The organism is Streptomyces sp. NPDC002886, from assembly GCF_042888445.1.
Classification (GTDB): Bacteria; Actinomycetota; Actinomycetes; order Streptomycetales; family Streptomycetaceae; genus Streptomyces.
The window spans coordinates 68852-91751 of the sequence record NZ_JBIAPV010000005.1 but is presented as its reverse complement, the minus strand read 5'-3'; the positions used below and the strand labels follow the sequence as shown (position 1 = coordinate 91751).

Here is a 22900-nt window from a genome sequence, read left to right as displayed (position 1 = left end):
GCTGTACGTGGAGTGGCGTGGACCGCCTGCTCGCGGTCCCCCATGCCCAGGCCCTCTCGGCCTGCTCCTGCTCCGGACCGCTGCGGTCGACGCCTGAAACCCCACCCGCAGTGACAAAGGAGTCCCCTCGTGCTCGACCACGGCCAGGCGCCACCGCTCACCCCCGAGCGCCCCAAGGCGGTCCACCCCCTGCTGCGCCGCAAGCCGGTGGAGCAGCTGGTCGCCGAGGGCGGCCAGGGCGAGGGCGGGTCCCTGCGCCGCTCGCTCACCATGTGGCAGCTGACGATGATCAGCATCGGTGCGACGCTCGGCACCGGCATCTTCGTCGTCCTCGGCACCGCGGCCCCCAAGGCCGGCCCCGCCGTCACGATCTCCTTCGTCATCGCCGGCCTGACCGCCCTGTTCTCGGCCCTCTCCTACGCGGAGCTGGCCGGATCGGTACCGGTCTCCGGATCCTCGTACTCGTACTCGTACGCCACCATGGGCGAGCTCGTGGCCTGGGTCTGCGGCTGGTGCCTGGTCCTGGAGTACGGGGTCTCCGTCGCGGCGGTCGCCGTCGGCTGGGGCGAGTACCTCAACGAGCTCCTCGACGGGACCATAGGCGTCACCATCCCCGATGCCGTCTCGGCCCCGCTGGGTGACGGCGGCTTCATCAACCTGCCGGCGCTGGTCGTCGTCCTGCTCGCCATGGTCTTCCTGATGCGCGGCGCCAAGGAGAGCGCCCGGATCAACTCGATCATGGTCGGCGTGAAGATCGTCACCCTGCTGCTCTTCATCGGCATCGGCTTCATGGGCATCAAGGCCGGCAACTACGCGCCGCTGGCGCCCCTCGGCATCACCGGCATCAGCGCCGGCGCCGCCACGCTCTTCTTCTCGTACATCGGCTTCGATGCCGCCTCCACCGCCGGTGAAGAGGCGAAGAACCCCAAGCGCGACCTGCCCCGCGCGATCATGCTCTCGCTGCTGATCGTCACCGTGCTCTACGTCCTCGTCGCCTTCGTCGCCGTCGGCGCCATGCCGTGGCAGGACTTCGAGGGCACCGAGGCCGCTCTCGCCCAGATCATGACCGACGTCTCCGGCCACACCTTCTGGGGTGTCGTCCTGGCCGCCGGCGCCGTCGTGGCCATCGCCTCCGTCGTCTTCGCCGTCCTCTACGGCCAGACCCGCATCCTCTTCGCCATGTCCCGCGACGGCCTCGTCCCCAAGGTCTTCGCCCGGGTCGACGCGAAGAGCGGCGCCCCCCGCGCCAACGTGGTCATCGTCTCCCTCTTCTGTGGAACGCTCGCGGCCTTCATCCCGCTCGGCAAGCTGGCGGACGCCACCAGCATCGGCACCCTCTTCGCCTTCGGCCTCGTCAACGTCGCCGTCGTGATCCTGCGCAAGACCCGCCCGGACATGCCGCGCACCTTCAAGGTGGCGCTCTTCCCGGTCACGCCGATCCTGGGCCTGCTCGCCTGCGCCTACATGATGTTCAGCCTGGACACCGCCACCTGGATGGTCTTCGGTGGCTGGATGGCCGTCGGGCTCGTGATCTACTTCCAGTACGGCATCCGCCGCTCCCGTCTGGCCGCTGTAGAACCGGCCGCAGCAGAGAAGTGATCCACGCGCAGTGCGACTGAACGATCTCGACGAACGCATCGTGCACGCCCTGGCCAAGGACGCCCGCCGCTCCTTCGCGGACATCGGCTCCGAGGTCGGACTCTCCGCCCCCGCCGTGAAGCGGCGCGTGGACCGGCTGCGCGCCGAAGGAGCCATCACCGGCTTCACCGTCCGCGTGGACCCCGCCTCGATGGGCTGGGAGACCGAGGGCTTCATCGAGATGTACTGCCGCCACAACACCTCGCCGGACGACATCCGGCGGGGCCTGGAGCGCTACCCCGAGGTGGTGTCCGCGTCGACCGTCACCGGCGACGCGGACGCCCTCGTCCAGATCTTCGCCTCCGACATGAGGCACTTCGAGCGGGTCCTGGAGCGGATCGCGGGCGAGCCCTTCGTGGAGCGCACCAAGTCCGTGCTCGTCCTCTCCCCGCTGCTGCGCCGCTTCACTTCCGGCGCGCCCGCGTAGCGGGTCCGCTCCGCCCGGTCCGTCCCTCCGGTGCGGTGGCCGCCGCGGCCGCGAGGGCGGCCGGACTCCTGCCGGTCCTGCGGGAGCGGACGAGCAGCGTGCGGCGCTCCTCCTCGGTCAGGCCGCCCCACACTCCGTACGGCTCCCGCGTGCGCAGGGCGTGCTCCAGGCACGCCGCGCGCACCGGGCAGTCGGCGCAGACCCGCTTCGCCGCGGCGTCGCGCTCCTCCCGGTCTTCGCCCCGCTCGCCCGCGGGGTGGAAGAACCGGTTCGAGCCGAGTGCGCGGCAGGCGGCGCGCAGCTGCCACTGCCAGTGGTGGGAGCCCGGACCGGGCTGGTCGGCACCGGCCGATATCCGGGGAGTCGGGGGCGCGGGGGGCGCGGTGGTCGCAGTGGTCGTGGCGGCCCTGTGGGGCATGACGGTTCCTTTCGCGCTGCGGTCGCCGGATGGTCTCCTGCGCGTGTGACCGCTCCGCACGGCACCAAACCTCCGCCGGCCGCATGCCCGACCCCGCATCCTCCCGGCCCCGGCATGCCCCGATCCCGCACCCCCGCGGCCCCCCCCCGCCCGCCCAGGTCCCGTACGGGTCCGCCCCTACCAGTGCAGATGCCCCCGGCGGGCCCACTCCCCGGCCAGCAGCCGGTACGAGCGCACCCGGTCGGCGTGCCCGTGCGTGATCGTGGTGATCAGCAGCTCGTCCGCGCCGGTCGCCTCCCACAGCCGCTCCAGCGCGTCGGCGACGGTGGCCGGGGAGCCGGCGAACTGGGTCTCCACCCGGTCCGCCACCAGCTCGTGGTCGGCCGCCGACCAGTCCCGGGTCAGCGCGCGGGCCTCCTCGGGCGTGGGGAAGGGGATCGCGCCGTCGCCCGTCCTGATGCCGTGCACCCAGGGCGCGTACCCGGTGGCCAGTTCCCGGGCCTCGTCGTCGTCCGGAGCGACCACCACGTCGGCGGACACGCTCAGGTACGGCCGGTCCAGCCCGCCCGGCTCCGCCGAGGGCTTGAAGGCCGCCCGGTAGGCCTCGGCCGCCTCCAGCACGCTCGCCGGGCTCACGTGGTAGTTCGCCGTGAACCGCAGCCCGCCCGCCCCGGCCGTCTCCGCGCTCACCCCCGCGCTGCTGCCCAGGATCCACACCTGTACCTCGGCGCCCTCGCCGGGCACGGCGTGCCCCTCCACGCCCTCCGGCGTTCGGTACTCCCCGCGCAACAGGGCCAGTACGTCGCCCACTTGCTCGGTGTACTCCTGCGGCGTGGCACCCGGCAGCTGCAGCAGCCGGGTGTGGAGCGCGATGCGCGGGTGATCGCGCAGGTGGGCGAAGGAGAACGGCTTCGGTATGCGCAGCCCGTTCGCCGTGGTGTACGCCACCGGCGGCTCGGCGCCGGCCCGGCGCGCGGGCGGACCGCCCGCCGAGCGGCCCAGACCGAGGTCGATCCGCCCGGGGTGCACGGCGTCCAGCAGGCCGAACTCCTCGACCGTGGACAGGGCCGTGCGGTGCCCGAGCTGGACCGCGCCCGAGCCGATCCGGATCGTGGAGGTGGCCGAGGCGGTCAGCGCCAGCACGACGGCGGGCGAGGTCCCCGCGACACCCCTGTTCAGGTGGTGCTCGGCGAACCAGTAGCGCGCGTAGCCGAACCGCTCGGCCTGCCGGGCCAGGTCGACGGTGGAGCGCAGGGCCTCGGCCGCCGTGGAGCCGGAGGGAATCGGGATGAGGTCGAGGACCCCGAGCGGGATACCGGGCATGGTGTGGCCCCTTCTCTGTGACGGCTTCGGAAACGGGCCCGCGGGCCCGGACGTGTCGCTGGTCGGCGCGCTTCAGCCGCGGACCGGCGCGAGCGTGCGCGGCGCGGCCAGCCCGAGGTGGTCGCGCAGCGTCGGGCCCGTGTACTCCCGGCGGAACACCCCGCGCTCCTGGAGCAGCGGGACGACGGTGTCCGCGAAGGCGTCGAGCCCGCCGGGCGTCAGGTGCGGGACCAGGATGAAACCGTCGGCCGCGTCCGCCTGGACCAGGCCGTCGATGGCCTGGGCGACGGTGAGGGGCGAGCCGACGAAGGACTGCCGGGCGGTCGTCCGTATCACCAGCTCCCGGATCGACAGGCCCTCGGCGGCGGCCAGCTCCCGCCACTCCCGCGCGACGGCCACCGGGTCCCGGTGCATGCGCACGCTCGCCCGCCCCAGCGCGATGGTGTTCTCCCCGGGCTCCGGATCGACGTCCGGCAGCGGCCCGTCCGGGTCGTAGCCCGACAGGTCCCGGTTCCACACGTGCTCCAGGTGCTTGATCGCGGTCGCCCCGCTGACCTGCTGGAGCCGCACCTCGTGGGCCAGTTCCCGTGCCTCGGCGTCGGTGTCGCCGAGGACGAAGGTCGCCGCGGGCAGGATCTTCAGCTCGTCGGGGGTGCGTCCGTACCGGGCGAGGCGCCCCTTGACGTCCGCGTAGAAGGCGCGGCCCTCCTCCAGCGTGCCGTACCGCCCGAAGATGGCGTCGGCGCCGGCCGCCGCGAACTCCCGGCCCTCGTCCGAATCGCCCGCCTGGAAGATCACCGGCCGCCCCTGGGGGCTGCGCGGCACGTTGAAGTGCCCGGAGATGTCGAACTGCTTGCCCTCGTGGGCGAAGGCGCCGGGGCCCGCGTCGCGCAGGAACTCCCCGGAGACCGGGTCGGCGAGGATCTCGCCGCCGTCCCAGGAGTCGAAGAGCTCGTGGGCGGTGCCGAGGAACTCCTTTGCCCGCTCGTAGCGTTCCTCGCGCGGCAGGAAGCCGCCGCGCCGGAAGTTCTCGCCGGTGAAGGCGTCCCAGGAGGTGACCACGTTCCAGGCCGCGCGGCCCCCCGACAGGTGGTCGAGGGAGGCGAACTGGCGGGCCACCTCGTACGGTTCGTTGAAGGTGGAGTTGATGGTGCCGGTCAGCCCGAGGTGCTCGGTGACGGCGGCGAGCGCCGCCAGCACGGTGAAGGTGTCCGGGCGGCCCACCACGTCCAAGTCGTAGATCTCGCCGCCCTGTTCGCGCAGGCGCAGACCCTCGGCGAGGAAGAGGAAGTCGAACTTCGCGCGCTCGGCGGTCCGCGCGAAATGGACGAAGGAATCGAAGTCGATCTGGCTCCCGGCGGCCGGGTCGCTCCACACGGTGGTGCTGTTGACCCCGGGGAAGTGCGCTGCGAGATGGATCTGCTTGAGCGGCTTGCTCATGGCTGCTGTCGGTCCTTCCTGGGGGATCAGGCGGCGGGAGAAGAGGCGGGGGAGACGGAGGAGGCGGCGTACCGGTTCGCCGGGCGTGCCAGCCCCAGCAGGCCGCGGAGCGAGGAGGCCTCGTAGGCCTGCCGGAACGCCCCGCGCCGCTGGAGCTCGGGGACCAGGCCGCGGGTGATCGCCGGCAGGTCGTGCGCGAGCACCCCCGGCCGCAGCCGGAAGCCGGTCAGCCCGGCCTCCCGCCACTCCAGCAGCAGGTCGGCCAGGTCCGCCGGAGTCCCCGCGAACACGCGGGCGTCGCTCGTGTACGCGGCCCCGTGCACGGCGTCCAGCCGCTGGAGCCGTCGCTCCGCCGTGGCCTGCCGCTCGTCGAGGAAGACCGTCAGCTCGCCGAACAGGTGCGGGGTGGTGGGGAGCGCGGCGACGGCTGCGCGGACCTCGCCGGCGTCGTGGGCCGTCACGTAGCCGATGTCGGCCGACCGGGCGAGGAAGGGATACACGGCGGCGTCGGAGGCCAGCGCGCTGACCGGGGGCAGGCCCTGGGGCGGCCGGGGAGTGATGGAGGGGCCCTTCACGCTGAAACGGGGGCCCTCGAAGTCGATGTAGTGCAGCTTGGCGCGGTCGATGAACCTGCCGGTGGCCGCGTCCCGGATCTCGGCGTCGTCCTCCCAGCTGTCCCACAGCCGCCGCACCACCTCGACGTGGTCGGCGGCTTCCGCGTACAGCTCGGTCGGGTCCAGGGGCGTCGTACGGCGCCCGAAGTGGCCCACCTCGTCCGGGCGTTCGGAGATCTGGATGCGCAGCCCGGCGCGCCCGCGGCTCACGTAGTCCAGGGTGGCGAGCGCCTTGGAGACGTGGAAGGGCTCCGTGTGGGTGGCCACCACGCTCGGCACCAGCCCGATGTGCCGGCTGAGCGGCGCCACCCGGGCGGCGACGAGCACCGCGTCGAGCCGGCCCCGCACCAGGTCGGTGCGGCCGTCGGGCCCCGCCGGATCGGTGGACTGCAGGCTCAGCGAGTCCTCGAAGGTGACGAAGTCCAGCAGCCCGGCCTCCGCCTCGGCGACGAGCGCGGCCCAGTAGCCGGCGGTGAACAACCGGTCGGCTCCGGCCTCCGGTTCGCGCCAGGCGGCGGGATGCCAGCCCGCACCGTCGAGGGCGACGGCGAGGTGGAGCGCGGGGGAGGGGGAGGAGGGGGAAGGGTGCACGGGCATGACGGAACTGCCTCCTGATCGGACGGCGCGGCGAAGAAGGAATCGGATCGCGGAACGCTGATCAGGAACGACAGAGGCAACCGGCGACGCGCAGGAGGTCGATGTGCGCGCGGGAGTGCAGGTGGACGGAGCGGCGCGGGGTGAGGGCGGCGCCGGCGGTTCGTACGGCCATGCCCTGCCACCCCCTTCCACCTCGTGTTCCGGTCGTCTCTCCGACGCTAGATCAGGGGAGACCGGGCCACAACGGGTGGAATGTCAATCCGTGTTAACGCTTCGTGTCGGGCGTGCGAAGCCCGATGAAGACCGGCTCGCGGCGCAGGGCGAAGCCCATCGAGAGGTACAGCCCCACGGCGTGGGTGTTCTGCGCCGCGGCGTGCAGGAACGGGGTGTCCCCGCGCTCCTCCACGGCGGCCGCGACCGCGCGGACCAGCCGTCCGGCGAGCCCCTCGCCACGGTGACCGGGGTGCGTGCACACCGCGCTGATCTCCGACCAGCCCGGCGGCCGCATCCGCTCGCCCGCCATCGCGACGAGCCGGCCGCCCCGGCGGATCCCGAGGTACGTACCCAGCTCGACGGTGCGCTCACCGAACGGGCCGGGCCGGGTCAGCTCGACCAGCTCCAGCATCTCGGGCACGTCGGCGGGCCCCAGCAGGACCGCCTCCGGCTCCTCCTTGCCGCGGACCGCCCGGCCGTCGAGCTGCACGCCCGGTATCGACATCACGGTCTCCCAGCCGGTGGGCGGGGTCGGCAGCCCGGTCACCCAGACCTCCCGGCCGGGTCCGGTGAGCTCGGCCAGATCCGCCCAGGCCCGCGGATCCTCCGGGTCGTGGAGCGCGGCGAACGGCGATACGCCGGCCGCGTACCGGGCGGCGAGCCCGGCGGGACCCGCCTCGGCGAAGCCCTGGTGCGGGCCGTCCAGCGCGGCCCAGACGGGATTGTCGAGGACTGCGTCGGGCCGGGACTCGCGGGACATGGGCGGGAGCTTCCTTCCATCGGGAGCGTGCACGCGTACGGCACGCGTAGAGCACTCGTACGGCCCGTCCGACACTCGTCCGACACGTGTACGGCACTCGCGAAGCAACTCGTGCGGGCGGTCTTGACGGCCCCTGGCGGTGCCACGAGACTGCGAACGCCAGCCTAATGGGGGCAGCGGACAGGAAGGGGACCCGGTGGACCAGCTCGCCACACCCTCCTCCACCGCCACCCCGCTGCGCCGCTCCTGGCTCACCCGCCGGCTGCACATAGATCTCCTCCGCGTCTGCAGTGCCACGGCTCCGGCCTCCTGAGGCCCCGCCGAGCACGCACGCACGTACGCAGACAGACCGAGGAGAGCCATGCCCCAGACCCATGTCCAGACGTATGTCCAGGCCCCTGTCCAGCCCCGCCGGCCCGAGGTCCTCCGCGGCCGGATCGGGACCGGCTTCTCGCCGGAGCCGCACCGGTACCGGCTCTACGTGGCCGCCGACGACTGTCCGAGCTGCCTCGGCGTCACCGCCGCCTTCGCCGACCTGGGCCTGCGGGACACGGTCGCCCTGACCGTGCTGCGGCCCGGCTCCGACCCCGCCGGGCACGAGGCGCTGCGCCGCGCCTACGAGGCCGCCGGGCACGACCACGACGGGACGCTCACCGTCCCCGCGCTCTGTGACGGCTGGAGCGGCCGGGTGGTCTCCAACCACGCTCCCGACATCCTGGAAGACCTGCGCAGGCTGAGCGTGCACCCGGCCTTCCATCCGGGCCGGTAGACCCCCCGAAAAGGCCTTTCGGACCGTTCGCGGAGCCCTCGCGCAACGAATCGCCGCTTTCTCCCGCCGATGCGCAACGAATCGATGCGCGGCGCGCAACGGTCGCGCCTTGTCGCGGTCGAACGCACGAACGTACCGTTGAGGGACCCCCACCCCTCCTGCCACAGAGGTCCGCCCATGCCCCCGTTGCGCACCGCCCTCCTCCAGAGTTCCGGACGGCTCGGCGACACCGCCGACAACCTGAAGGCGCTCGACGAGGCCGCGGCACGCGCCGCACAGGCGGGGGCCGGGCTCCTCGTGACCTCGGAGATGTTCCTGACCGGCTACGCGCTGGAGATCGAGGACATCGCCCGGCTCGCCGAACCGGCCGACGGCATGTCCGCCCGCGCCATCGGCGAGATCGCCCGCCGGCACGGGCTGGCCGTGCTCTACGGCTACCCCGAGCGGGACGGCGACGCCGTCTACAACGCGGCGCAGCTCGTCGGCCCCGACGGGGAGCGGCTCGCGAACTACCGCAAGACCCACCTCTTCGGCGGGTTCGAGCAGGCGGCCTTCACCCCGGGCGACACCCCGGTGGTCCAGGCGGACCTCGGGGGCCTGCGCGTCGGCGTCATGATCTGCTACGACGTGGAGTTCCCCGAGAACGTCCGGGCGCACGCCCTCGCCGGCACCGACCTCCTCCTGGTGCCGACCGCGCAGATGCACCCGTTCCAGTTCGTCGCCGAACAGCTGGTCCCCGTACGGGCCTTCGAGAACCAGATGTACATCGCGTACGTCAACCGCACCGGCCCGGAAGGCGAGTTCGAGTTCGTCGGGCTCAGCTGCCTGGCCGGCCCGGACGGGACCACCCGGACCAGGGCCGGGCGCGGCGAGGAGCTGGTGTTCGGCGAGGCCGACCCCGAGCTGCTGCGCGTCTCGCGCGAGACCAACCCGTACCTGCGAGACCGCCGCCCCGGGCTGTACGCCTCGCTCGTCTGACCGAGGCCCCGCGCCCGCCGCCGCCCCCTCCGGCTTGCCCTTCCCCCCTGCCCCACCCCGCTAGGAGTCGTACCCCATGACGTCCACGGTGCCCACCACCGCCGTCCCGCACAGCGACGGACAGCTGCCGATCACGATGTTCGGCCCGGACTTCCCCTACGCGTACGACGACTTCCTCGCCCACCCGGCGGGCCTCGGGCAGGTCCCGGCGACCGAGCACGGCACCGAGGTCGCCGTCATCGGCGGCGGGCTGTCGGGCATCATCTCCGCCTACGAGCTGATGAAGATGGGCCTCAAGCCCGTCGTCTACGAGGCCGACCAGATCGGCGGCCGACTGCGCACGGTGGGCTTCGAGGGAGCGGGCACCGAGGAGCTGACCGCGGAGATGGGCGCCATGCGCTTCCCGCCGTCCTCCACGGCCCTCCAGCACTACATCGACCTCGTCGGCCTGATCACCGAGCCCTTCCCGAACCCGCTCGCCGAGGCCACCCCCTCGACGGTGGTCGACCTCAAGGGCGAGACCCACTACGCCGAGACGATCGCCGACCTCCCGCAGGTCTACCGCGACGTGTCCGCCGCGTGGAACGCCTGCCTGGACGAGGGCGCGGACTTCTCCGACATGAACACCGCGATGCGCGAGCGGGACGTCCCGCGCATCCGGGAGATCTGGGCGAAGCTCGTCGAGAAGCTCGACGACGAGACCTTCTACGGGTTCCTCTGCAAGTCCGAGGCCTTCAAGTCCTTCCGCAAGCGCGAGATCTTCGGCCAGGTCGGTTTCGGCACGGGCGGCTGGGACACCGACTTCCCGAACTCCATCCTGGAGATCCTGCGCGTCGTCTACACCGAGGCCGACGACCACCACCGCGGCATCGTGGGCGGCTCGCAGCAGCTCCCGCTGCGCATGTGGGACCGCGAGCCCGAGAAGATCGTGCACTGGGCGCAGGGCACCTCGCTCTCCTCCCTGCACGGGGGCACCCCGCGCCCGGCGGTCACCCGCCTGCACCGCACGGCGGGCAACCGCATCACGGTCACGGACGCCTCGGGCGACATCCGCACGTACCGCGCCGCGATCTTCACGGCCCAGTCCTGGATGCTGCTGTCGAAGATCGCGTGCGACGACACGCTCTTCCCGATCGACCACTGGACGGCGATCGAGCGCACCCACTACATGGAGAGCTCCAAGCTCTTCATCCCGGTCGACCGCCCCTTCTGGCTCGACAAGGACGAGGAAACGGGCCGCGACGTCATGTCGATGACCCTGACCGACCGCATGACGCGCGGCACGTACCTGCTGGACAACGGCCCCGACAAGCCGGCCGTCATCTGCCTGTCCTACACCTGGTGCGACGACAGCCTGAAGTGGCTGCCGCTGTCCGCGAACGAGCGGATGGAGGTCATGCTGAAGTCCCTCGGCGAGATCTACCCCAAGGTCGACATCCGCCGCCACATCATCGGCAACCCGGTGACCGTGTCCTGGGAGAACGAGCCCTACTTCATGGGCGCGTTCAAGGCCAACCTGCCGGGCCACTACCGCTACCAGCGCCGCCTGTTCACCCACTTCATGCAGGACCGCCTCCCCGAGGACAAGCGCGGCATCTTCCTCGCGGGCGACGACATCTCCTGGACGGCGGGCTGGGCGGAGGGCGCGGTCCAGACGGCCCTCAACGCCGTCTGGGGCGTCATGCACCACCTCGGCGGCTCCACGGACTCCACCAACCCCGGCCCGGGCGACGTCTACGACGAGATAGCCCCGGTCGAACTCCCGGAGGACTGATCTTTCAACGCGCCGCTCGCACCACTCGGCCCTGGCGGGCCTCCTGGGCTTCGCGGCGCTGCGCCGGACTCCGTCCGGCGGCGGCTGGGCGGGGGTGCCGCCCCCGTCGCCGGGCCCCCTGACGCGGGCCGCCACCCGCGCGCGCGAGCGCGGGCGGCGGCCCGTCCTCATGCCCGGACCCCGCGATGCCCGGACCCCGCGCCTCGAACGCCGGCGAGGCTGGATGCGGCCGACGCCGACGAAGATCCAGCCCCTCCGGCGTTGGAGGAGCGGGGGTCCGGGGGCGGGCACCCGGCAGCCGCACCGACCCCGCAGGACGGCTCCGCGCCCCGGGGTTTCACCCCGTGGGCGTCAGCAGGCAGCGGCCCACCAGGCCGACGCCCGCGTCGAGGGACTCGGTGAACTCCTCCGCCAGGTCGGGGGAGCGGCGCAGGGACCAGAGCAGGCGGGCCGAGGCCCAGGCTCCCGCTCGGGCCCGCTCCAGGCTCCAGGCGCCGAGGAGGTGCGTCAGGGGGTCCGCGATCTCCAGCAGGTCCGGGCCCGGCATCAGGTCCTCCCGGATGTGCTCCTCCAGGGAGACCAGGGTGTCGCCGACCCGGTCGAAGTCCGCTTCGAGCGCCGCGGGCTCGCAGTCGAGCGAGCGGCAGGTGGCGACCACCGCCAGCGCCAGGTCGTGGCCGATGTGCGCGTTGATCCCGGCCAGCGCGTGCTGGAGCGGCCGGATCCCGGGGTGGCGGCGGTACTGGAGGAGCGGCCGCCAGCACGCCGGGGCCCGCTCGGCCTCCACCGCCGTCAGGTAGCGCTCGGCGAAGCGGACGCTGAGGGCTTCCGCCCGGCGGGGCGAGGGGAAGGCGCCGTGCGCGATCCCCTCGTGCAGGGTCTGCGTCACCGTGAGGTACACCCGGTTGAAGACGGCGACGCCGTCCCGCTCGGGGAGCCGCTCGTCCAGGGCGCGCATCCGCGCCAGCACCGCTTCCATGGGGACCATGGGACGCAGCGTCGCAGCCGCGGGCCGGGATCAGGGGAACTTGGCCGTACGCTTCGCCGGTTCGGGCGAAACTCCGTCAACCCCGCTTGTCGCCGGGCTCTCCGGAGGGCCCCTCCGCGGTGGCGTCGTACCCCGAGGTGCCCGCGTCCAGCAGCGGTTCCTGCCGCTTCAGGTGCGGCGGGGCGAAGTACCGCAGCGCGTGGTAGCCCGTGATCACGACGATCGTGCCGAGCGCGATCCCGCCCAGCTCGAAGCTGTCGGTGATGTTCAGCTCGACCCCGCCGACGCCGATGATGATGCCCGCCGCGGCCGGCACCAGGTTCAGCGGATTGCGCAGGTCCACCCGGCCGTTGATCCAGATCTGCGCGCCGAGCAGGCCGATCATGCCGTACAGGATCACGGTGATCCCGCCCAGCACCCCGCCGGGGATCGCGGCGACGACCGCGCCGAACTTGGGGCACAGGCCGAAGAGGAGGGCGAAGCCGGCCGCGGCCCAGTAGGCCGCCGTGGAGTAGACGCGGGTGGCCGCCATGACGCCGATGTTCTCGGAGTACGTGGTGTTCGGCGGGCCGCCGACCGCCGTGGAGAGCATCGAGGCGGCGCCGTCGGCCGCGATGGCCGTGCCGAGCTTGTCGTCGAGCGAGTCGCCGGTCATCTCGCCGACGGCCTTGATGTGTCCGGCGTTCTCCGCGATCAGCGCGATGACCACCGGCAGCGCGATCAGGATCGCCGACCACTCGAAGTGCGGCGCGTGGAAGGTCGGCAGCCCGACCCAGTCGGCCTTGCCGACCCCCGAGAGGTCGAGCCTCCAGTGGTCCACCGCCTCGGGACCGCCCACCGGCGAGTGGATCTTCCCGAAGACGAGGTCGAAGATCCAGGAGATGCCGTATCCGAAGACCAGGCCGAGGAAGATCGCGATCCGCGACCAGAAGCCCCGCAGGCAGACCACGGCCAGTCCGGTGAAGGCCATCGTCAGCAGGGCCGTCCACTGGTCCTGGGGCCAGTACGTGGACGCCGTCACGGGCGCCAGGTTGAAGCCGATCAGCATCACGACCGCGCCCGTCACCACCGGCGGCATCGCCGCGTGGATGATCCGGGCCCCGAACCGCTGGACCGCCAGCCCCGCCAGGAACAGCGCCGCGCCGACCACGAAGACCGCGCCCGTGACGACCGCGCTGTCCCCGCCGCTCGCCCGGATCGCCGCGGCGACCCCCACGAAGGAGAGCGAGCAGCCCAGGTACGAGGGGACCCGGCCGCGGGTCGCCAGCAGGAAGATGACGGTGGCGACACCGGACATCATGATGGCGAGGTTCGGGTCCAGCCCCATCAGGACCGGCGCCACGAAGCTGGCTCCGAACATCGCCACGACGTGCTGGGCACCCAGCCCGGCGGTCCGCGGCCACGACAGCCGCTCGTCCGGCCGCACCACCGCGCCGGGGGCGGGGGTCCGCCCGTCTCCGTGCAGGGTCCAGCGCACGCCGAGGCCCATGTTCCACCGCTTTTCGTTCGTACCGCGTCGTTCGTCGGGAGCGTGGTCACGCTACGAGTCCGTAGGTGACCAGGCGATATATTACGGCCGGATAGGTGCAGGTTCGTCCCGGTTGGCGATCGGGACCTCCGCCGCCACCGGCCGCTGCCGCAGTACGGTCGCCCCCAGGATCAGGGCGAACGACAGCAGGGTGACCAGCCCGAACGACACCACGAGCGAGGTCGCGTCGGCCACCGCGCCGATCGCCGAGGGGGCGATCAGCCCCGAGGTGTACGTGATCGTCGCGACACCGGCGATGGCCTGCGCCGGGGCCGGTCCGCTGCGCGCGGCCGCCGCGAAGGCCAGCGGGACCACCACGGCGATGCCGAGCCCGATCAGCCCGAAGCCGGTCAGGGCCGCGGCCGGGTGGCGGACCGTGACCACGAGCAGCCCGCCCGCGGTGGCCAGCGCGCCGCCCGCGCGGACCGTGCGCACGGCCCCGAAGCGGTCCACGACCTTGTCCCCGGCCAGCCGGGCCAGCGCCATCGTCAGCGCGAAGGCGGTGGTCGAGGCGGCGGCGAGACCGGCGTCCGTGTGCAGCACGTCCCGCAGGTACACCGCGGACCAGTCCAGGCTCGCGCCCTCCGCGAAGACCGCGCAGAAACCGATCGCGCCGATGAACAGCGCGGACTTGGGGGGCAGCGCGAAGTGCGGCGGCGCCTCCTCCCCGGTGGTGTCGGTCCGCAGGTCCAGGACGCCCCGTACGGCGATCAGGCCGAACAGGGTCAGGGCGAGCGCGGCGACCAGGTGGTGCAGGCGGGCATCGGCGCCGGCGTGTGCGGCGACCGTGCCGGCGGCCGAGCCGATCAGGGCGCCCACGCTCCACATGCCGTGCAGCGAGGACATGATCGAGCGCTTCAGCCGGTTCTCGGTCTCCACGCCCAGCGCGTTCATCGCCACGTCCGACATGCCGGCGGTGGCCCCGTAGACGAAGAGCACGAAGCAGAGCGTCCACAGGTTCGGGGCGAGGCTCGGGAGGATGAGGGCGAGCGTCCACAGGCTCAGCAGCATCCGCAGGGCGGTGCGCGCGCCGAAGCGGTGGTTGATGCGGCCCGCCAGCGGCATCGTGAACGCCGCGCCGAGCGCGGGGAAGGCGAGGGCCAGACCCAGGGTGCCCGCGCTGAGCTGCGCGTGGTCCTGGATCCAGGGGATGCGGGTCGCGAAGGAGCCGGTGACGGCGCCGTGAGCGCAGAAGACGCCGGCGATGGCGAAGCGGGCATGGCGCAGTCGCGCCGGGCTGAGGTCGGTTTCCCCGGTCATGACACGTAAACTATCAGGGACCCTGCCTGATAGTTAGCCCCCGGAACTCCTAGGATGGGCGACGTGACTCCTGCCAAGGCCCTGACCGCCCTCACCCGCGCCGCGTCCCACGCACCGTCCCCCGCGTCGCCGAGCACGGCCCGGGCCATCAACGACCGGCTCGCCCTCGAACTCCTCCAGGAGGAGGGCCCCCTGACGGCGCCCCAGCTGAAGGAGCTGACCGGGCTGTCCCGCCCCTCCGTCGCCGACCTGGTGGAACGCCTCACCGGAGCCGGACTGATCGAGGTCGTCGGGGAATCCGGCGAACAGCGGCGCGGACCCAACGCCAAGCTCTACGGGATCGTCGCGCGGCGGGCCCACCTCGCCGCGCTCGACGTAAGGACGGACAGCGTCGAGGCGGTCGTCGCCGACCTCCTCGGCCGGCCACTGGCGCAGGCGGCCCTGCCGGCCGGCGCGGTGGACGAAGCGGTGGACCGGCTCCAGGAGCTCGTCCGCGAGGCGGGCGCCGACCGGCTCCACACGGTGGTGATCGGAGCGCCGGGCCTGGTGGCCCCGGGCACCGGCGAGCTCCGCGACACCGCCGGCCTGCCCGCCTGGCACCGGGACCTGGTGGCGGCGGTGCAGCGGCGATTGCCGGCGGTGGTCGTGGTGGAGAACGAGACCAACCTGGCGGCCCTGGCCGAACAGCGCGTCGGAGCCGCCCGGGACCTGGACTCCTTCGTGCTGCTCTGGCTCGGCGAAGGGGTCGGCGCCGCCGTGGTCCTGGACGGGCGGCTGCGCCGGGGCGCCTCCGGCGGGGCGGGGGAGATCGGGTTCCTGCCGGTGCCCGGGACGGGCGGCCTCCCGTCGGCCTCGAACTGCGACGGCGGCTTCCATCAGCTGGCCGGGCGGGCCGGGGTGACCGCCCTCGCCGCCGCCCACGGCTACGACGGGCCGGTCGAGGAGGCCGTCGCGGGCGCGGCCGGACCGGAGTTCCTCGACGCCCTGGCCGAGCGGCTGGCGCTCGGGGCGGCGGCCGTCGCCGCGATCCTGGACCCCGGCTGCGTCGTGCTCGGCGGGGAACTCGGCCGCGCGGGCGGACCCGGCCTGGCGGCCCGGGTCGCCCGCCGCCTCACCGCCCTGAGCCCGGTCCCGACCGAGGTCCGGGCCGGCGCGCTCGGCGACACGGCGGTGCTCACGGGCGCGCGGCTCGCGGCCCGCGAATCGGCGCAGTCCGTCCTCTTCACGGCCTGACCCTCGCGACCCGGGGGCTACCGCCGCGCACGAACCCGGGAAGATCGCCAACCGGTCCTGGAAACGCGAGGACCCGGTGGCCGCCGGGCCACCGGGTCCTCACGTTCCTTCACCTGCGCGGTCACCTATGCGGCCACCGCGCGGGGAGTCAGCAGGCGCCCTGGTCCTTCCAGACGCCCCACTCGCCCGTGGTGCCGGGCGTCTCGTTCTGCGTCCACCACTGGGCCTTCCAGTTGCGGCCCTGGTGCGAGACGACGTTGCCGCTGTTGTAGACCGTGCCCGCCACGTACGCGGGGTTGGTGCACGTGCCGCCCGGAGGAGTCGTGGGCGGGGTGGTCGGCGGCGTGGTCGGGGGAGTCGTCGGCGGGGTGGTGGGCGGCGTGGTCGGCGGGGTCGTGGGCGGCGTGGTGCTGCCCGGCTGGACCACCGTGGTGCCGCGCGCCAGGTCACCGGCGAGGGCGTACGTCGTGCCGGAGATGTTCACGGTCCAGTTGGAGGGCGTGGACACCGGCAGGTAGTAGTTGAAGGCCAGGTCGACCGAGGCGCCCGGGGCGAGCGTCTGCCACGCCGGGAGCTTCAGCGAGACCCGGTGGAAGTCGCCCTTCAGACCGCCGGCGTTGCCGCCGGTGTGGTCGCTCTTGATCACCTTGGTGCCGAAGCCCGACTGGTCGGAGGCGTTGGCCGGAGCCGCCGTCGAGTAGTCGAACTGGAACTCCGTGCCGCCCGGAAGCGTCGCGTTCGTGTTGTTGGTGATCTTGAGCTTCGGGGTGATCGGGTAGTTGGAGTCGCCGAGCTTGAACTCGTTGAACTCCGTCTTGATGTCCACGGCCTGCGTCGGCAGCGCGGTGTTGGACTTCTTGGCGCCGTACGGGGAGGCCGCCTTGAACTTGTCGTACATCACGGAGGTCAGCGTGTCGCCGATCTCGTACTGGCCCTTGGCGGCGTTCCAGCCGTAGTCGCCGGCCATCTCCCAGACCATGGTGCCGCCGATGCCGCGGTTGACCACGTAGTCGGCCTTGGCCGCCACCGACTGCTCGTCCTCCGTGGAGAGGAAGACCTTCTTCTGCGCGTTCCACAGCCACGGGGCGACCAGGTTCGCGTCGTACTTGCGGACGTAGGTGCCGGTCAGCGTGGTGTTCGCGGGGAAGCCGTACTTGGTGACGTAGTCGCCGACGATGCCCTTTTCGAGGTTCTTGGCGTGCCACATCGGGTTGGAACCGGCCGGGGACTCGACCCCGTTGGTGTCCTTGTCGTGCCACAGGTTGTCGATGCCGACCGCGCCGTCACCGCACTTGGTCAGACCCGCGCCGGCCGGGCAGGTGGTCGCCGCCGCCTTGCCCCACAGGCCGTCGGTGCCGCCCTGGACGTTCTTGAAGCCGCGGGTGTAGTAGGGCAGGCCGATGTTGATGCGGCCGGCCGGCATGGAGCCGCGGAAGTAGTGGTAGGCCCAGTCGGTGTTGAGGTAGCCGATGCCGCCGTACTGGGAGCTGCCGTAGACGTTGGCGGCCGCCAGCTCGGCGTCCTTGCCGTCGTCGAAGAGCGAGGCGTTGGGGCCGACGTACTCGTTCCAGGCGCCGTGCAGGTCGTAGGACATGATGTTGACGTAGTCCAGATACTTCTGCATCTGGAAGGTCTCCATGCCCCGCAGCAGGTAGCCGGAGGAGGGGGCGGCGACGGTCAGCAGGTAGTGCTTGCCGTCGGCGGCGCCGGCCCGGTCGAGCTTCTCGCGCAGGGACTTCATCAGGGCGTCGTAGCCCTGGACCAGTCCGGCCCGGCGGGCGTTGGACAGCTGCCAGTCGAGCGGGTTGCCCGCGTCCTTCATCGTGGTCGGGTACTCGTAGTCGATGTCGACGCCGTTGAACCCGTACTTGCGGATGAACTCGACGGAGGAGTCCGCGAAGGTGTTGATGCCGGCCTGGTTGACCGAGCCGTCGGCGTTGGTCGCCATCGAGTAGAAGCCGCCCGACGCGACGCGGTTGCCGTCGTCGCCGAAGTAGCCGCCGGTCTCCGCCCAGCCGCCGACCGAGATCAGCGTCTTGACGTTCGGGTTCTGCTTCTTGAATTTGTTCAGAAGATTGAAATTGCCCTTGTAAGGGAGGGCGGGGTCCATCTCGGCACCCGCGACGCCCGGCCAGGTCATCCCGGTGGCGGAGTTGTTCGCGTTGTCCGCGCCGACCGAGATCTTGTTGCTGCCGTCGACGTGGGCGAAGGCGTAGTTCAGGTGGGTGACCTTGGACCACGGGATGTTGCTGGGCAGGTAGGCGGGGGTGCCGTCCTTGCCCGTGCGCCAGCCCGTGAAGTAGCCGATGACGCGGCGCTGGTGGTCGGCGCCCATCTTCTCGCGGCCCTCGGTGTCGTAGACCGAGCAGTACGGGACGTCCACGCCCGCGGTCTTGTACAGACCGTCGGGGCGACAGGACTCGTTGTCGGCGGCGTGCGAGACGCCCGCCGAGAGCCCCGCTACCAGCAGACCGGCGATTGCGGCGCCGGACGTCAGGAGCATGGCCCGCGTCTTGGTGGGGGACAGCATTGTGCCTCCTGGGGAGGGGAGGATGGCAGGACACAACAGGCTGAAACGTGGTGCGTGTTGGCCCGTGACGTGCGCACATCTGACGGGCTGTCTCCCGGGGAAGATGAAGGGAACGTTAAGAGGACTAGACCAACCCGTCAATAGGTCTGGACCAAAGTGCGCGATCCGGCAAGGCGCGGAGCGGGTTCCGTCAAAGGGGTCTCGCGTCCGTGTGCGGGAGAAGGGGATCGGCCGAACGGCGCAATCCGCGCACCGGAGCGTGAGTGAATGTGTGACCCAGGCCACAGTGACTCACCCGCATGGCCGCCGATCACTCGTGGCACACTGGCTTCAGTACCAGTAGCAGCGCACTCCGGGGTCGGTGTAATTCCGAACCGGCGGTTATAGTCCGCGACCCGTCCGCAGCCAGCGGCCGGTTGACCAGGTGAAATTCCTGGACCGACGGTTAAAGTCCGGATGGGAGGCAGTGCGCGGCGGGCCAGTCACCGGTACGCCGCCGTCGGCGGTCCATCGGCACACCCCTCGGGACGTGCCGTCGAATGGATCGTTCTTCCGGCCTCGGCGTCCCCGCGTGTGCTACCCGCTTCATCTGTCGTATCCCGACAGGCCCCGGAGTCCGTGCCCGATGAGGCAGGAGGACCCGGTGGCGACACACGCCGCGCACGCAGCACCCGACGCGGGCACCCGCGCCATGCGCCGAGCCATCGAGCTCGCCGCCCGCGGACTCGGCTCCACCAGCCCCAACCCCGTCGTCGGCTGCGTCATCACCGACGCCTCGGGCGCCGTCGTGGGCGAAGGCTGGCACGAGCGGGCCGGCGGCCCGCACGCCGAGGTCCACGCCCTGAACGCGGCAGGCCCGGCGGCCCGTGGCGGCACCGCCTACGTCACCCTCGAACCCTGCAACCACACCGGCCGTACGGGGCCCTGCGCACAGGCCCTGATCGCGGCCGGGATCACCCGCGTGGTCTACGCGGTCTCCGACCCGAACCCGCAGGCCAGCGGCGGCGGAGCCACCCTGCGCGCGGCCGGGATCGACACCGCGGCCGGGCTGCTCGCCGAGGAGGCCGAAGCGGGCAACGCCGCCTGGCTGACCTCCGTACGCCTGGGCCGTCCGTACATCCTGTGGAAGTACGCCGCGACCCTCGACGGCCGCATCGCGGCCGCCGACGGCACCAGCCAGTGGATCAGCTCCCCCGAGTCCCGCGCCGACGTCCACCGGCTGCGCGCCGAGTCCGACGCCGTCGTCGTGGGCTCCGGCACCCTGCGCGCCGACGACCCGCACCTCGCGGTACGGGGGATCGACGGCTTCACCGCCGCCGACCAGCCCCTGCGCGTGGTCCTGGACACCCACGCCACCATCCGGCCCACCGCCCGGGTGCTGGACGAGGCCGCGCCCACCCTGATCGCCGTCGCCGAGGATGCCGACACCCGCCACCTCGCCGGAGTGGAGCTGGCCCGGCTCCCGTACGACAAGTACGGGATCTCCGTGGACGCCCTGCTGCGCGAGCTGTACGGGCGCGGCATCCGCTCCGTCCTCCTCGAGGGCGGACCCACCCTGGCCGGCGCCTTCGTCGCCGCCGGGGCCGTCGACAAGGTCGTCGGCTACCTCGCCCCCGTCCTCCTCGGCGCGGGCCCGCTCGCCCTCGCCGACGCCGGCATCGGCACCCTCGCCGACGCGCTCCGGCTCCGGATCACCGAAACCGTCCGCATCGGCACGGACATCCGCGTCACCGCCGTCCCCGCGTCGGCCCCGTCCGTCCCCACCGTCCTCACATCCCTCAAGGAGCACTGAGTGTTCACCGGAATCGTCGAAGAACTGGGCGAGGTCGTCGCCGTCGAGGAACTCGCGGAAGCCTCCCGCTTCCGCCTGCGCGGCCCGGTCGTCACCGAGGACGCCAAGCACGGGGACTCCATCGCAGTGAACGGCGTCTGCCTGACGGTCGTGGAGACCGGTGACGGCGAGTTCACCGCCGACGTCATGCAGGAGACCCTGAACCGCTCCAGCCTCGGCGCCCTGACCCACGGCTCCCGGGTCAACCTGGAGCGCCCGATGGCGCTCGGCGGACGGCTCGGCGGCCACCTGGTGCAGGGGCACGTGGACGGAACCGGCGCGATCCTCGACCGGACCCCCTCCGAGCACTGGGAGATCGTCAAGATCGCCCTCCCGGAGAACCTCTCCCGCTACGTGGTCGAGAAGGGCTCCATCACGGTCGACGGCGTCAGCCTCACCGTGGTCGAGGCCGCCGCCGACTGGTTCACCATCAGCCTCATCCCCACCACCCTCGACCTGACCACCCTGGGCATCAAGAAGCCCGGCGACCCGGTCAACCTCGAGGTCGATGTCCTGGCCAAGTACGTGGAGCGGCTGCTCGCCGCCGGCGTCGACCCGCTGCACACCACGAGGGAATCGCAGTGAGCGCCCTGACCTGGCTCAACACCGAGGCCTTCGAGATCTTCGACCAGAAGGTCATCTGGTCCGACATGATCGGCAACCTGATCGGCCTCGGAGCCCTCGCGCTCGGCTGGCGGCGCTCCATATGGACCTGGCCCGCCCAGCTCCTCTCCGGCCTGATCCTCGTCGGCGCCTACGCCTCCGCCCACCTCGCCGGTGGGGTCGGCAAGCAGCTCCTCGTCATCGGCGTGGCCGCGTGGGGCTGGCGCGCCTGGCAGCGCGGCAAGCAGGACGCCCAGGACGGCTCCATCGCCGTCCGCACCGCCACCTGGAAGGAGCGCGGGCTGCTGCTGGCCGGCGCGGCCGCCGGGACCCTGGCCGTCGGCGGACTGTTCACCCTCTACCCGAGCCTGTCGTGGAGCCCGTGGGCCGACGCCTACATCTTCGTCGGCACCATCGTCGCGATGGTCGCCCAGGCCCGCGGCCTGGTCGAGTTCTGGTTCGCCTGGCTCCTCGTCGACCTGGTCGGCGTCCCCCTCGCCTTCAACAGCGGACTGGCCTTCTCCGGCCTCGTCTACGTCGTCTACTTCGCCCTCGTCGTCTGGGGCGCCTACGACTGGTACCAGCGCTCGCGCACCACCACCACCGCCCCGGCTCTGGAAGGAGCAACGGCATGACCTCCTCGAACCCGAACCCCGTCCTGATGCCCGTGCCCGACGTCGAGCTGGAGACGTTCCGGCTCGACCCCGTCGAGCAGGCCATCCGCGACATCGCGGCCGGCCGTCCGGTGGTCGTCGTCGACGACGAGGACCGCGAGAACGAGGGCGACCTCGTCATCGCGGCCGAGAAGGCCACCCCCGAGATCATCGCGTTCATGATGAGCGAGTGCCGCGGCCTGATCTGCGCCCCTCTGGAGGGCGACGAGCTGGAGCGGCTCGAACTCCCGCAGATGGTCCAGCACAACACCGAGTCGATGCAGACCGCCTTCACCGTCTCCGTCGACGCGAGCGGTGCCCACGGCGTCACCACCGGCATCTCGGCCGCCGACCGCGCCACTACCCTGCGGCTGCTGGCCGACGGGGTCTCGGGTCCCGAGGACTTCGTGCGCCCCGGGCACGTGTTCCCGCTGCGCGCCAAGCCCGGCGGCGTACTGGTCCGCAACGGCCACACCGAGGCCGCCGTCGACCTCGCCCGCCTCGCGGGCCTGCGCCCGGCCGGCGCCATCGTGGAGATCGCCGGCGAGGACGGGGTGATGCTGCGGCTGCCCGAGCTGATCCCCTTCGCCCGCAAGCACGGCCTGACGATCATCTCCATCGAGGACCTGATCGCCTACCGCCGCTCCGCCGAGCCGACCGTGCGCCGCGAGGCCCAGGTCAGCCTGCCGACCTCCTTCGGCCACTTCACCGCGTACGGGTTCCGCTCCACCGTCGACGGCGTCGAGCACGTCGCCCTCGTCCACGGCGAGATCGGCGACGGCGAGGACGTGCTGGTCCGCATGCACTCCGAATGCCTGACCGGGGACATCTTCCAGTCGCAGCGCTGCGACTGCGGCCCCCAGCTGCACACCGCCATGGAGCGGGTCCAGGCGGCCGGCCGCGGTGTGATCGTGTACCTGCGCGGCCACGAGGGCCGGGGCATCGGTCTGCTGTCCAAGCTGCGCGCGTACGAGCTCCAGGAGCGCGGCCGCGACACCCTCGACGCCAACCTGGAACTGGGCCTGCCGGCCGACGCCCGCGACTACGGCGCCGGCGCGCAGATGCTCGCCGACCTCGGCGTCCACAGCGTCCGGCTGCTGACCAACAACCCCGAGAAGTCGGCGGCCCTCATCAGCCACGGCATCAAGGTTTCCGACCGGGAGCCGATGCCCATGGAGGCGGGCGAGCACAACCTGCGCTACCTGCGCACCAAGCGTGACCGGATGGGGCACGACCTGCCCTGGCTGGACGGGGCCGTGACCACGTCCGCCTGCGGCAACCAGTAACAGCAACACCCCCGAAGTTTCAGAACACCACACGAAT

Annotated in this window: 20 protein-coding genes and 1 riboswitch; of the genes, 10 read left to right on the top strand and 10 right to left on the bottom strand. The window is 72.2% G+C overall.

Features of this window, described 5'->3' with window-relative positions:
• Nucleotides 1-129 precede the first annotated feature (129 nt).
• Both ACFYYB_RS23890 and ACFYYB_RS23885 read left to right on the top strand, forming a co-directional pair.
• Nucleotides 130-1599: an amino acid transporter gene (locus ACFYYB_RS23890; RefSeq protein WP_389437312.1), complete on the top strand. Its 1470-nt coding sequence runs from the start codon at nt 130-132 to the stop codon at nt 1597-1599.
• Between the two features lie 10 nt (nt 1600-1609).
• Nucleotides 1610-2065, top strand: coding sequence for an Lrp/AsnC family transcriptional regulator (locus ACFYYB_RS23885; protein WP_243334460.1), 456 nt, complete (start codon nt 1610-1612; stop codon nt 2063-2065).
• Here ACFYYB_RS23885 and ACFYYB_RS23880 read toward each other — a convergent pair.
• The 6 genes from ACFYYB_RS23880 to ACFYYB_RS23855 form a co-directional block, all read right to left on the bottom strand.
• Nucleotides 2043-2483, bottom strand: a complete 441-nt coding sequence (locus ACFYYB_RS23880; protein ID WP_389437311.1) for a WhiB family transcriptional regulator — start codon at nt 2481-2483, stop codon at nt 2043-2045. The two genes, ACFYYB_RS23885 and ACFYYB_RS23880, sit on opposite strands and share 23 nt — an antisense overlap.
• Nucleotides 2484-2660: 177 nt before the next feature.
• Entirely contained in the window at nt 2661-3806 is a 1146-nt protein-coding gene (locus ACFYYB_RS23875) for an LLM class flavin-dependent oxidoreductase (RefSeq protein ID WP_389437310.1), read from the bottom strand.
• Between the two features lie 72 nt (nt 3807-3878).
• Complete coding sequence (locus ACFYYB_RS23870) at nt 3879-5246, bottom strand: NtaA/DmoA family FMN-dependent monooxygenase (protein WP_389437309.1); 1368 nt, start codon at nt 5244-5246, stop codon at nt 3879-3881.
• A 26-nt stretch (nt 5247-5272) separates the two neighbouring features.
• The gene (locus ACFYYB_RS23865) at nt 5273-6457 is read right to left on the bottom strand and encodes an LLM class flavin-dependent oxidoreductase (protein ID WP_389437308.1); all 1185 of its coding nucleotides are present in this window, start codon (nt 6455-6457) and stop codon (nt 5273-5275) included.
• Nucleotides 6458-6518: 61 nt separating this feature from the next.
• Nucleotides 6519-6629 carry a putative leader peptide gene (locus ACFYYB_RS23860; RefSeq protein WP_389437307.1) on the bottom strand — a complete coding sequence of 37 codons (111 nt, stop codon included), beginning with the start codon at nt 6627-6629 and terminating at the stop codon, nt 6519-6521.
• A gap of 93 nt (nt 6630-6722) precedes the next feature.
• Nucleotides 6723-7430 carry a GNAT family N-acetyltransferase gene (locus ACFYYB_RS23855; RefSeq protein ID WP_389437306.1) on the bottom strand — a complete coding sequence of 236 codons (708 nt, stop codon included), beginning with the start codon at nt 7428-7430 and terminating at the stop codon, nt 6723-6725.
• 361 nt (nt 7431-7791) lie between these two features.
• Between ACFYYB_RS23855 and ACFYYB_RS23850 the strand changes: the two genes are divergently transcribed.
• The 3 genes from ACFYYB_RS23850 to ACFYYB_RS23840 all read left to right on the top strand — a co-directional run bounded on the left by ACFYYB_RS23850 (nt 7792) and on the right by ACFYYB_RS23840 (nt 10951).
• Entirely contained in the window at nt 7792-8199 is a 408-nt protein-coding gene (locus tag ACFYYB_RS23850; RefSeq protein ID WP_389437305.1) for a hypothetical protein, read from the top strand.
• 177 nt (nt 8200-8376) lie between these two features.
• Nucleotides 8377-9177: a carbon-nitrogen hydrolase family protein gene (locus tag ACFYYB_RS23845; protein ID WP_389437304.1), complete on the top strand. Its 801-nt coding sequence runs from the start codon at nt 8377-8379 to the stop codon at nt 9175-9177.
• A 76-nt stretch (nt 9178-9253) separates the two neighbouring features.
• On the top strand, nt 9254-10951 hold the full coding sequence (locus ACFYYB_RS23840; RefSeq protein ID WP_327307780.1) for an NAD(P)/FAD-dependent oxidoreductase: 1698 nt from the start codon (nt 9254-9256) through the stop codon (nt 10949-10951).
• 337 nt (nt 10952-11288) lie between these two features.
• Here the strand turns inward: ACFYYB_RS23840 and ACFYYB_RS23835 are convergent, their stop codons facing one another.
• The 3 genes from ACFYYB_RS23835 to ACFYYB_RS23825 form a co-directional block, all read right to left on the bottom strand.
• A complete protein-coding gene (locus ACFYYB_RS23835; RefSeq protein WP_327307781.1) occupies nt 11289-11939 on the bottom strand; it encodes a DUF5995 family protein in 651 nt (216 codons plus the stop codon).
• Between the two features lie 76 nt (nt 11940-12015).
• Nucleotides 12016-13428 carry a uracil-xanthine permease family protein gene (locus ACFYYB_RS23830; RefSeq protein ID WP_389437303.1) on the bottom strand — a complete coding sequence of 471 codons (1413 nt, stop codon included), beginning with the start codon at nt 13426-13428 and terminating at the stop codon, nt 12016-12018.
• An 81-nt stretch (nt 13429-13509) separates the two neighbouring features.
• Nucleotides 13510-14727 carry an MFS transporter gene (locus ACFYYB_RS23825; RefSeq protein WP_389437302.1) on the bottom strand — a complete coding sequence of 406 codons (1218 nt, stop codon included), beginning with the start codon at nt 14725-14727 and terminating at the stop codon, nt 13510-13512.
• Between the two features lie 54 nt (nt 14728-14781).
• Here ACFYYB_RS23825 and ACFYYB_RS23820 point away from each other — a divergent pair, with 54 nt between their 5' ends.
• A complete protein-coding gene (locus ACFYYB_RS23820; protein ID WP_389437301.1) occupies nt 14782-15960 on the top strand; it encodes an ROK family transcriptional regulator in 1179 nt (392 codons plus the stop codon).
• A gap of 148 nt (nt 15961-16108) precedes the next feature.
• Here ACFYYB_RS23820 and ACFYYB_RS23815 read toward each other — a convergent pair whose 3' ends face one another.
• On the bottom strand, nt 16109-18490 hold the full coding sequence (locus ACFYYB_RS23815; protein WP_389437300.1) for a chitinase C-terminal domain-containing protein: 2382 nt from the start codon (nt 18488-18490) through the stop codon (nt 16109-16111).
• A 343-nt stretch (nt 18491-18833) separates the two neighbouring features.
• A riboswitch (FMN riboswitch) is annotated at nt 18834-18964 on the top strand.
• A 151-nt stretch (nt 18965-19115) separates the two neighbouring features.
• On the opposite strand from ACFYYB_RS23815, the gene ribD reads away from it, so the two are divergent.
• Genes ribD through ACFYYB_RS23795 form a run of 4 tightly spaced genes read left to right on the top strand, consistent with a single transcriptional unit; the run spans nt 19116 to nt 22863 of the window.
• Nucleotides 19116-20282: a bifunctional diaminohydroxyphosphoribosylaminopyrimidine deaminase/5-amino-6-(5-phosphoribosylamino)uracil reductase RibD gene (gene ribD, locus ACFYYB_RS23810; RefSeq protein WP_389437299.1), complete on the top strand. Its 1167-nt coding sequence runs from the start codon at nt 19116-19118 to the stop codon at nt 20280-20282.
• Nucleotides 20283-20906: a riboflavin synthase gene (locus tag ACFYYB_RS23805; RefSeq protein WP_389437298.1), complete on the top strand. Its 624-nt coding sequence runs from the start codon at nt 20283-20285 to the stop codon at nt 20904-20906.
• Nucleotides 20903-21559, top strand: a complete 657-nt coding sequence (locus ACFYYB_RS23800; RefSeq protein ID WP_389437297.1) for a nicotinamide riboside transporter PnuC — start codon at nt 20903-20905, stop codon at nt 21557-21559. The genes ACFYYB_RS23805 and ACFYYB_RS23800 overlap by 4 nt, the downstream gene beginning before the upstream one ends.
• Nucleotides 21556-22863: a bifunctional 3,4-dihydroxy-2-butanone-4-phosphate synthase/GTP cyclohydrolase II gene (locus ACFYYB_RS23795; RefSeq protein WP_389437296.1), complete on the top strand. Its 1308-nt coding sequence runs from the start codon at nt 21556-21558 to the stop codon at nt 22861-22863. Before ACFYYB_RS23800 ends, ACFYYB_RS23795 begins: the two co-directional genes overlap by 4 nt.
• Nucleotides 22864-22900: the final 37 nt, after the last annotated feature.

Excerpts from the sequence above, each read along its gene's own strand:
- ribD (WP_389437299.1), top strand. The coding sequence starts at position 19,116 with ATGAGGCAGGAGGACCCGGTGGCGACACACGCCGCGCACGCAGCACCC.
- ACFYYB_RS23795 (WP_389437296.1), top strand. The coding sequence starts at position 21,556 with ATGACCTCCTCGAACCCGAACCCCGTCCTGATGCCCGTGCCCGACGTC.
- ACFYYB_RS23860 (WP_389437307.1), bottom strand. The coding sequence starts at position 6,629 with ATGGCCGTACGAACCGCCGGCGCCGCCCTCACCCCGCGCCGCTCCGTC.
- ACFYYB_RS23830 (WP_389437303.1), bottom strand. The coding sequence starts at position 13,428 with ATGGGCCTCGGCGTGCGCTGGACCCTGCACGGAGACGGGCGGACCCCC.
- ACFYYB_RS23850 (WP_389437305.1), top strand. The coding sequence starts at position 7,792 with ATGCCCCAGACCCATGTCCAGACGTATGTCCAGGCCCCTGTCCAGCCC.
- ACFYYB_RS23815 (WP_389437300.1), bottom strand. The coding sequence starts at position 18,490 with ATGCTGTCCCCCACCAAGACGCGGGCCATGCTCCTGACGTCCGGCGCC.
- ACFYYB_RS23880 (WP_389437311.1), bottom strand. The coding sequence starts at position 2,483 with ATGCCCCACAGGGCCGCCACGACCACTGCGACCACCGCGCCCCCCGCG.
- ACFYYB_RS23855 (WP_389437306.1), bottom strand. The coding sequence starts at position 7,430 with ATGTCCCGCGAGTCCCGGCCCGACGCAGTCCTCGACAATCCCGTCTGG.
- ACFYYB_RS23835 (WP_327307781.1), bottom strand. The coding sequence starts at position 11,939 with ATGGTCCCCATGGAAGCGGTGCTGGCGCGGATGCGCGCCCTGGACGAG.
- ACFYYB_RS23870 (WP_389437309.1), bottom strand. The coding sequence starts at position 5,246 with ATGAGCAAGCCGCTCAAGCAGATCCATCTCGCAGCGCACTTCCCCGGG.
- ACFYYB_RS23875 (WP_389437310.1), bottom strand. The coding sequence starts at position 3,806 with ATGCCCGGTATCCCGCTCGGGGTCCTCGACCTCATCCCGATTCCCTCC.
- ACFYYB_RS23825 (WP_389437302.1), bottom strand. The coding sequence starts at position 14,727 with ATGACCGGGGAAACCGACCTCAGCCCGGCGCGACTGCGCCATGCCCGC.
- ACFYYB_RS23840 (WP_327307780.1), top strand. The coding sequence starts at position 9,254 with ATGACGTCCACGGTGCCCACCACCGCCGTCCCGCACAGCGACGGACAG.
- ACFYYB_RS23865 (WP_389437308.1), bottom strand. The coding sequence starts at position 6,457 with ATGCCCGTGCACCCTTCCCCCTCCTCCCCCTCCCCCGCGCTCCACCTC.
- ACFYYB_RS23820 (WP_389437301.1), top strand. The coding sequence starts at position 14,782 with ATGGGCGACGTGACTCCTGCCAAGGCCCTGACCGCCCTCACCCGCGCC.
- ACFYYB_RS23845 (WP_389437304.1), top strand. The coding sequence starts at position 8,377 with ATGCCCCCGTTGCGCACCGCCCTCCTCCAGAGTTCCGGACGGCTCGGC.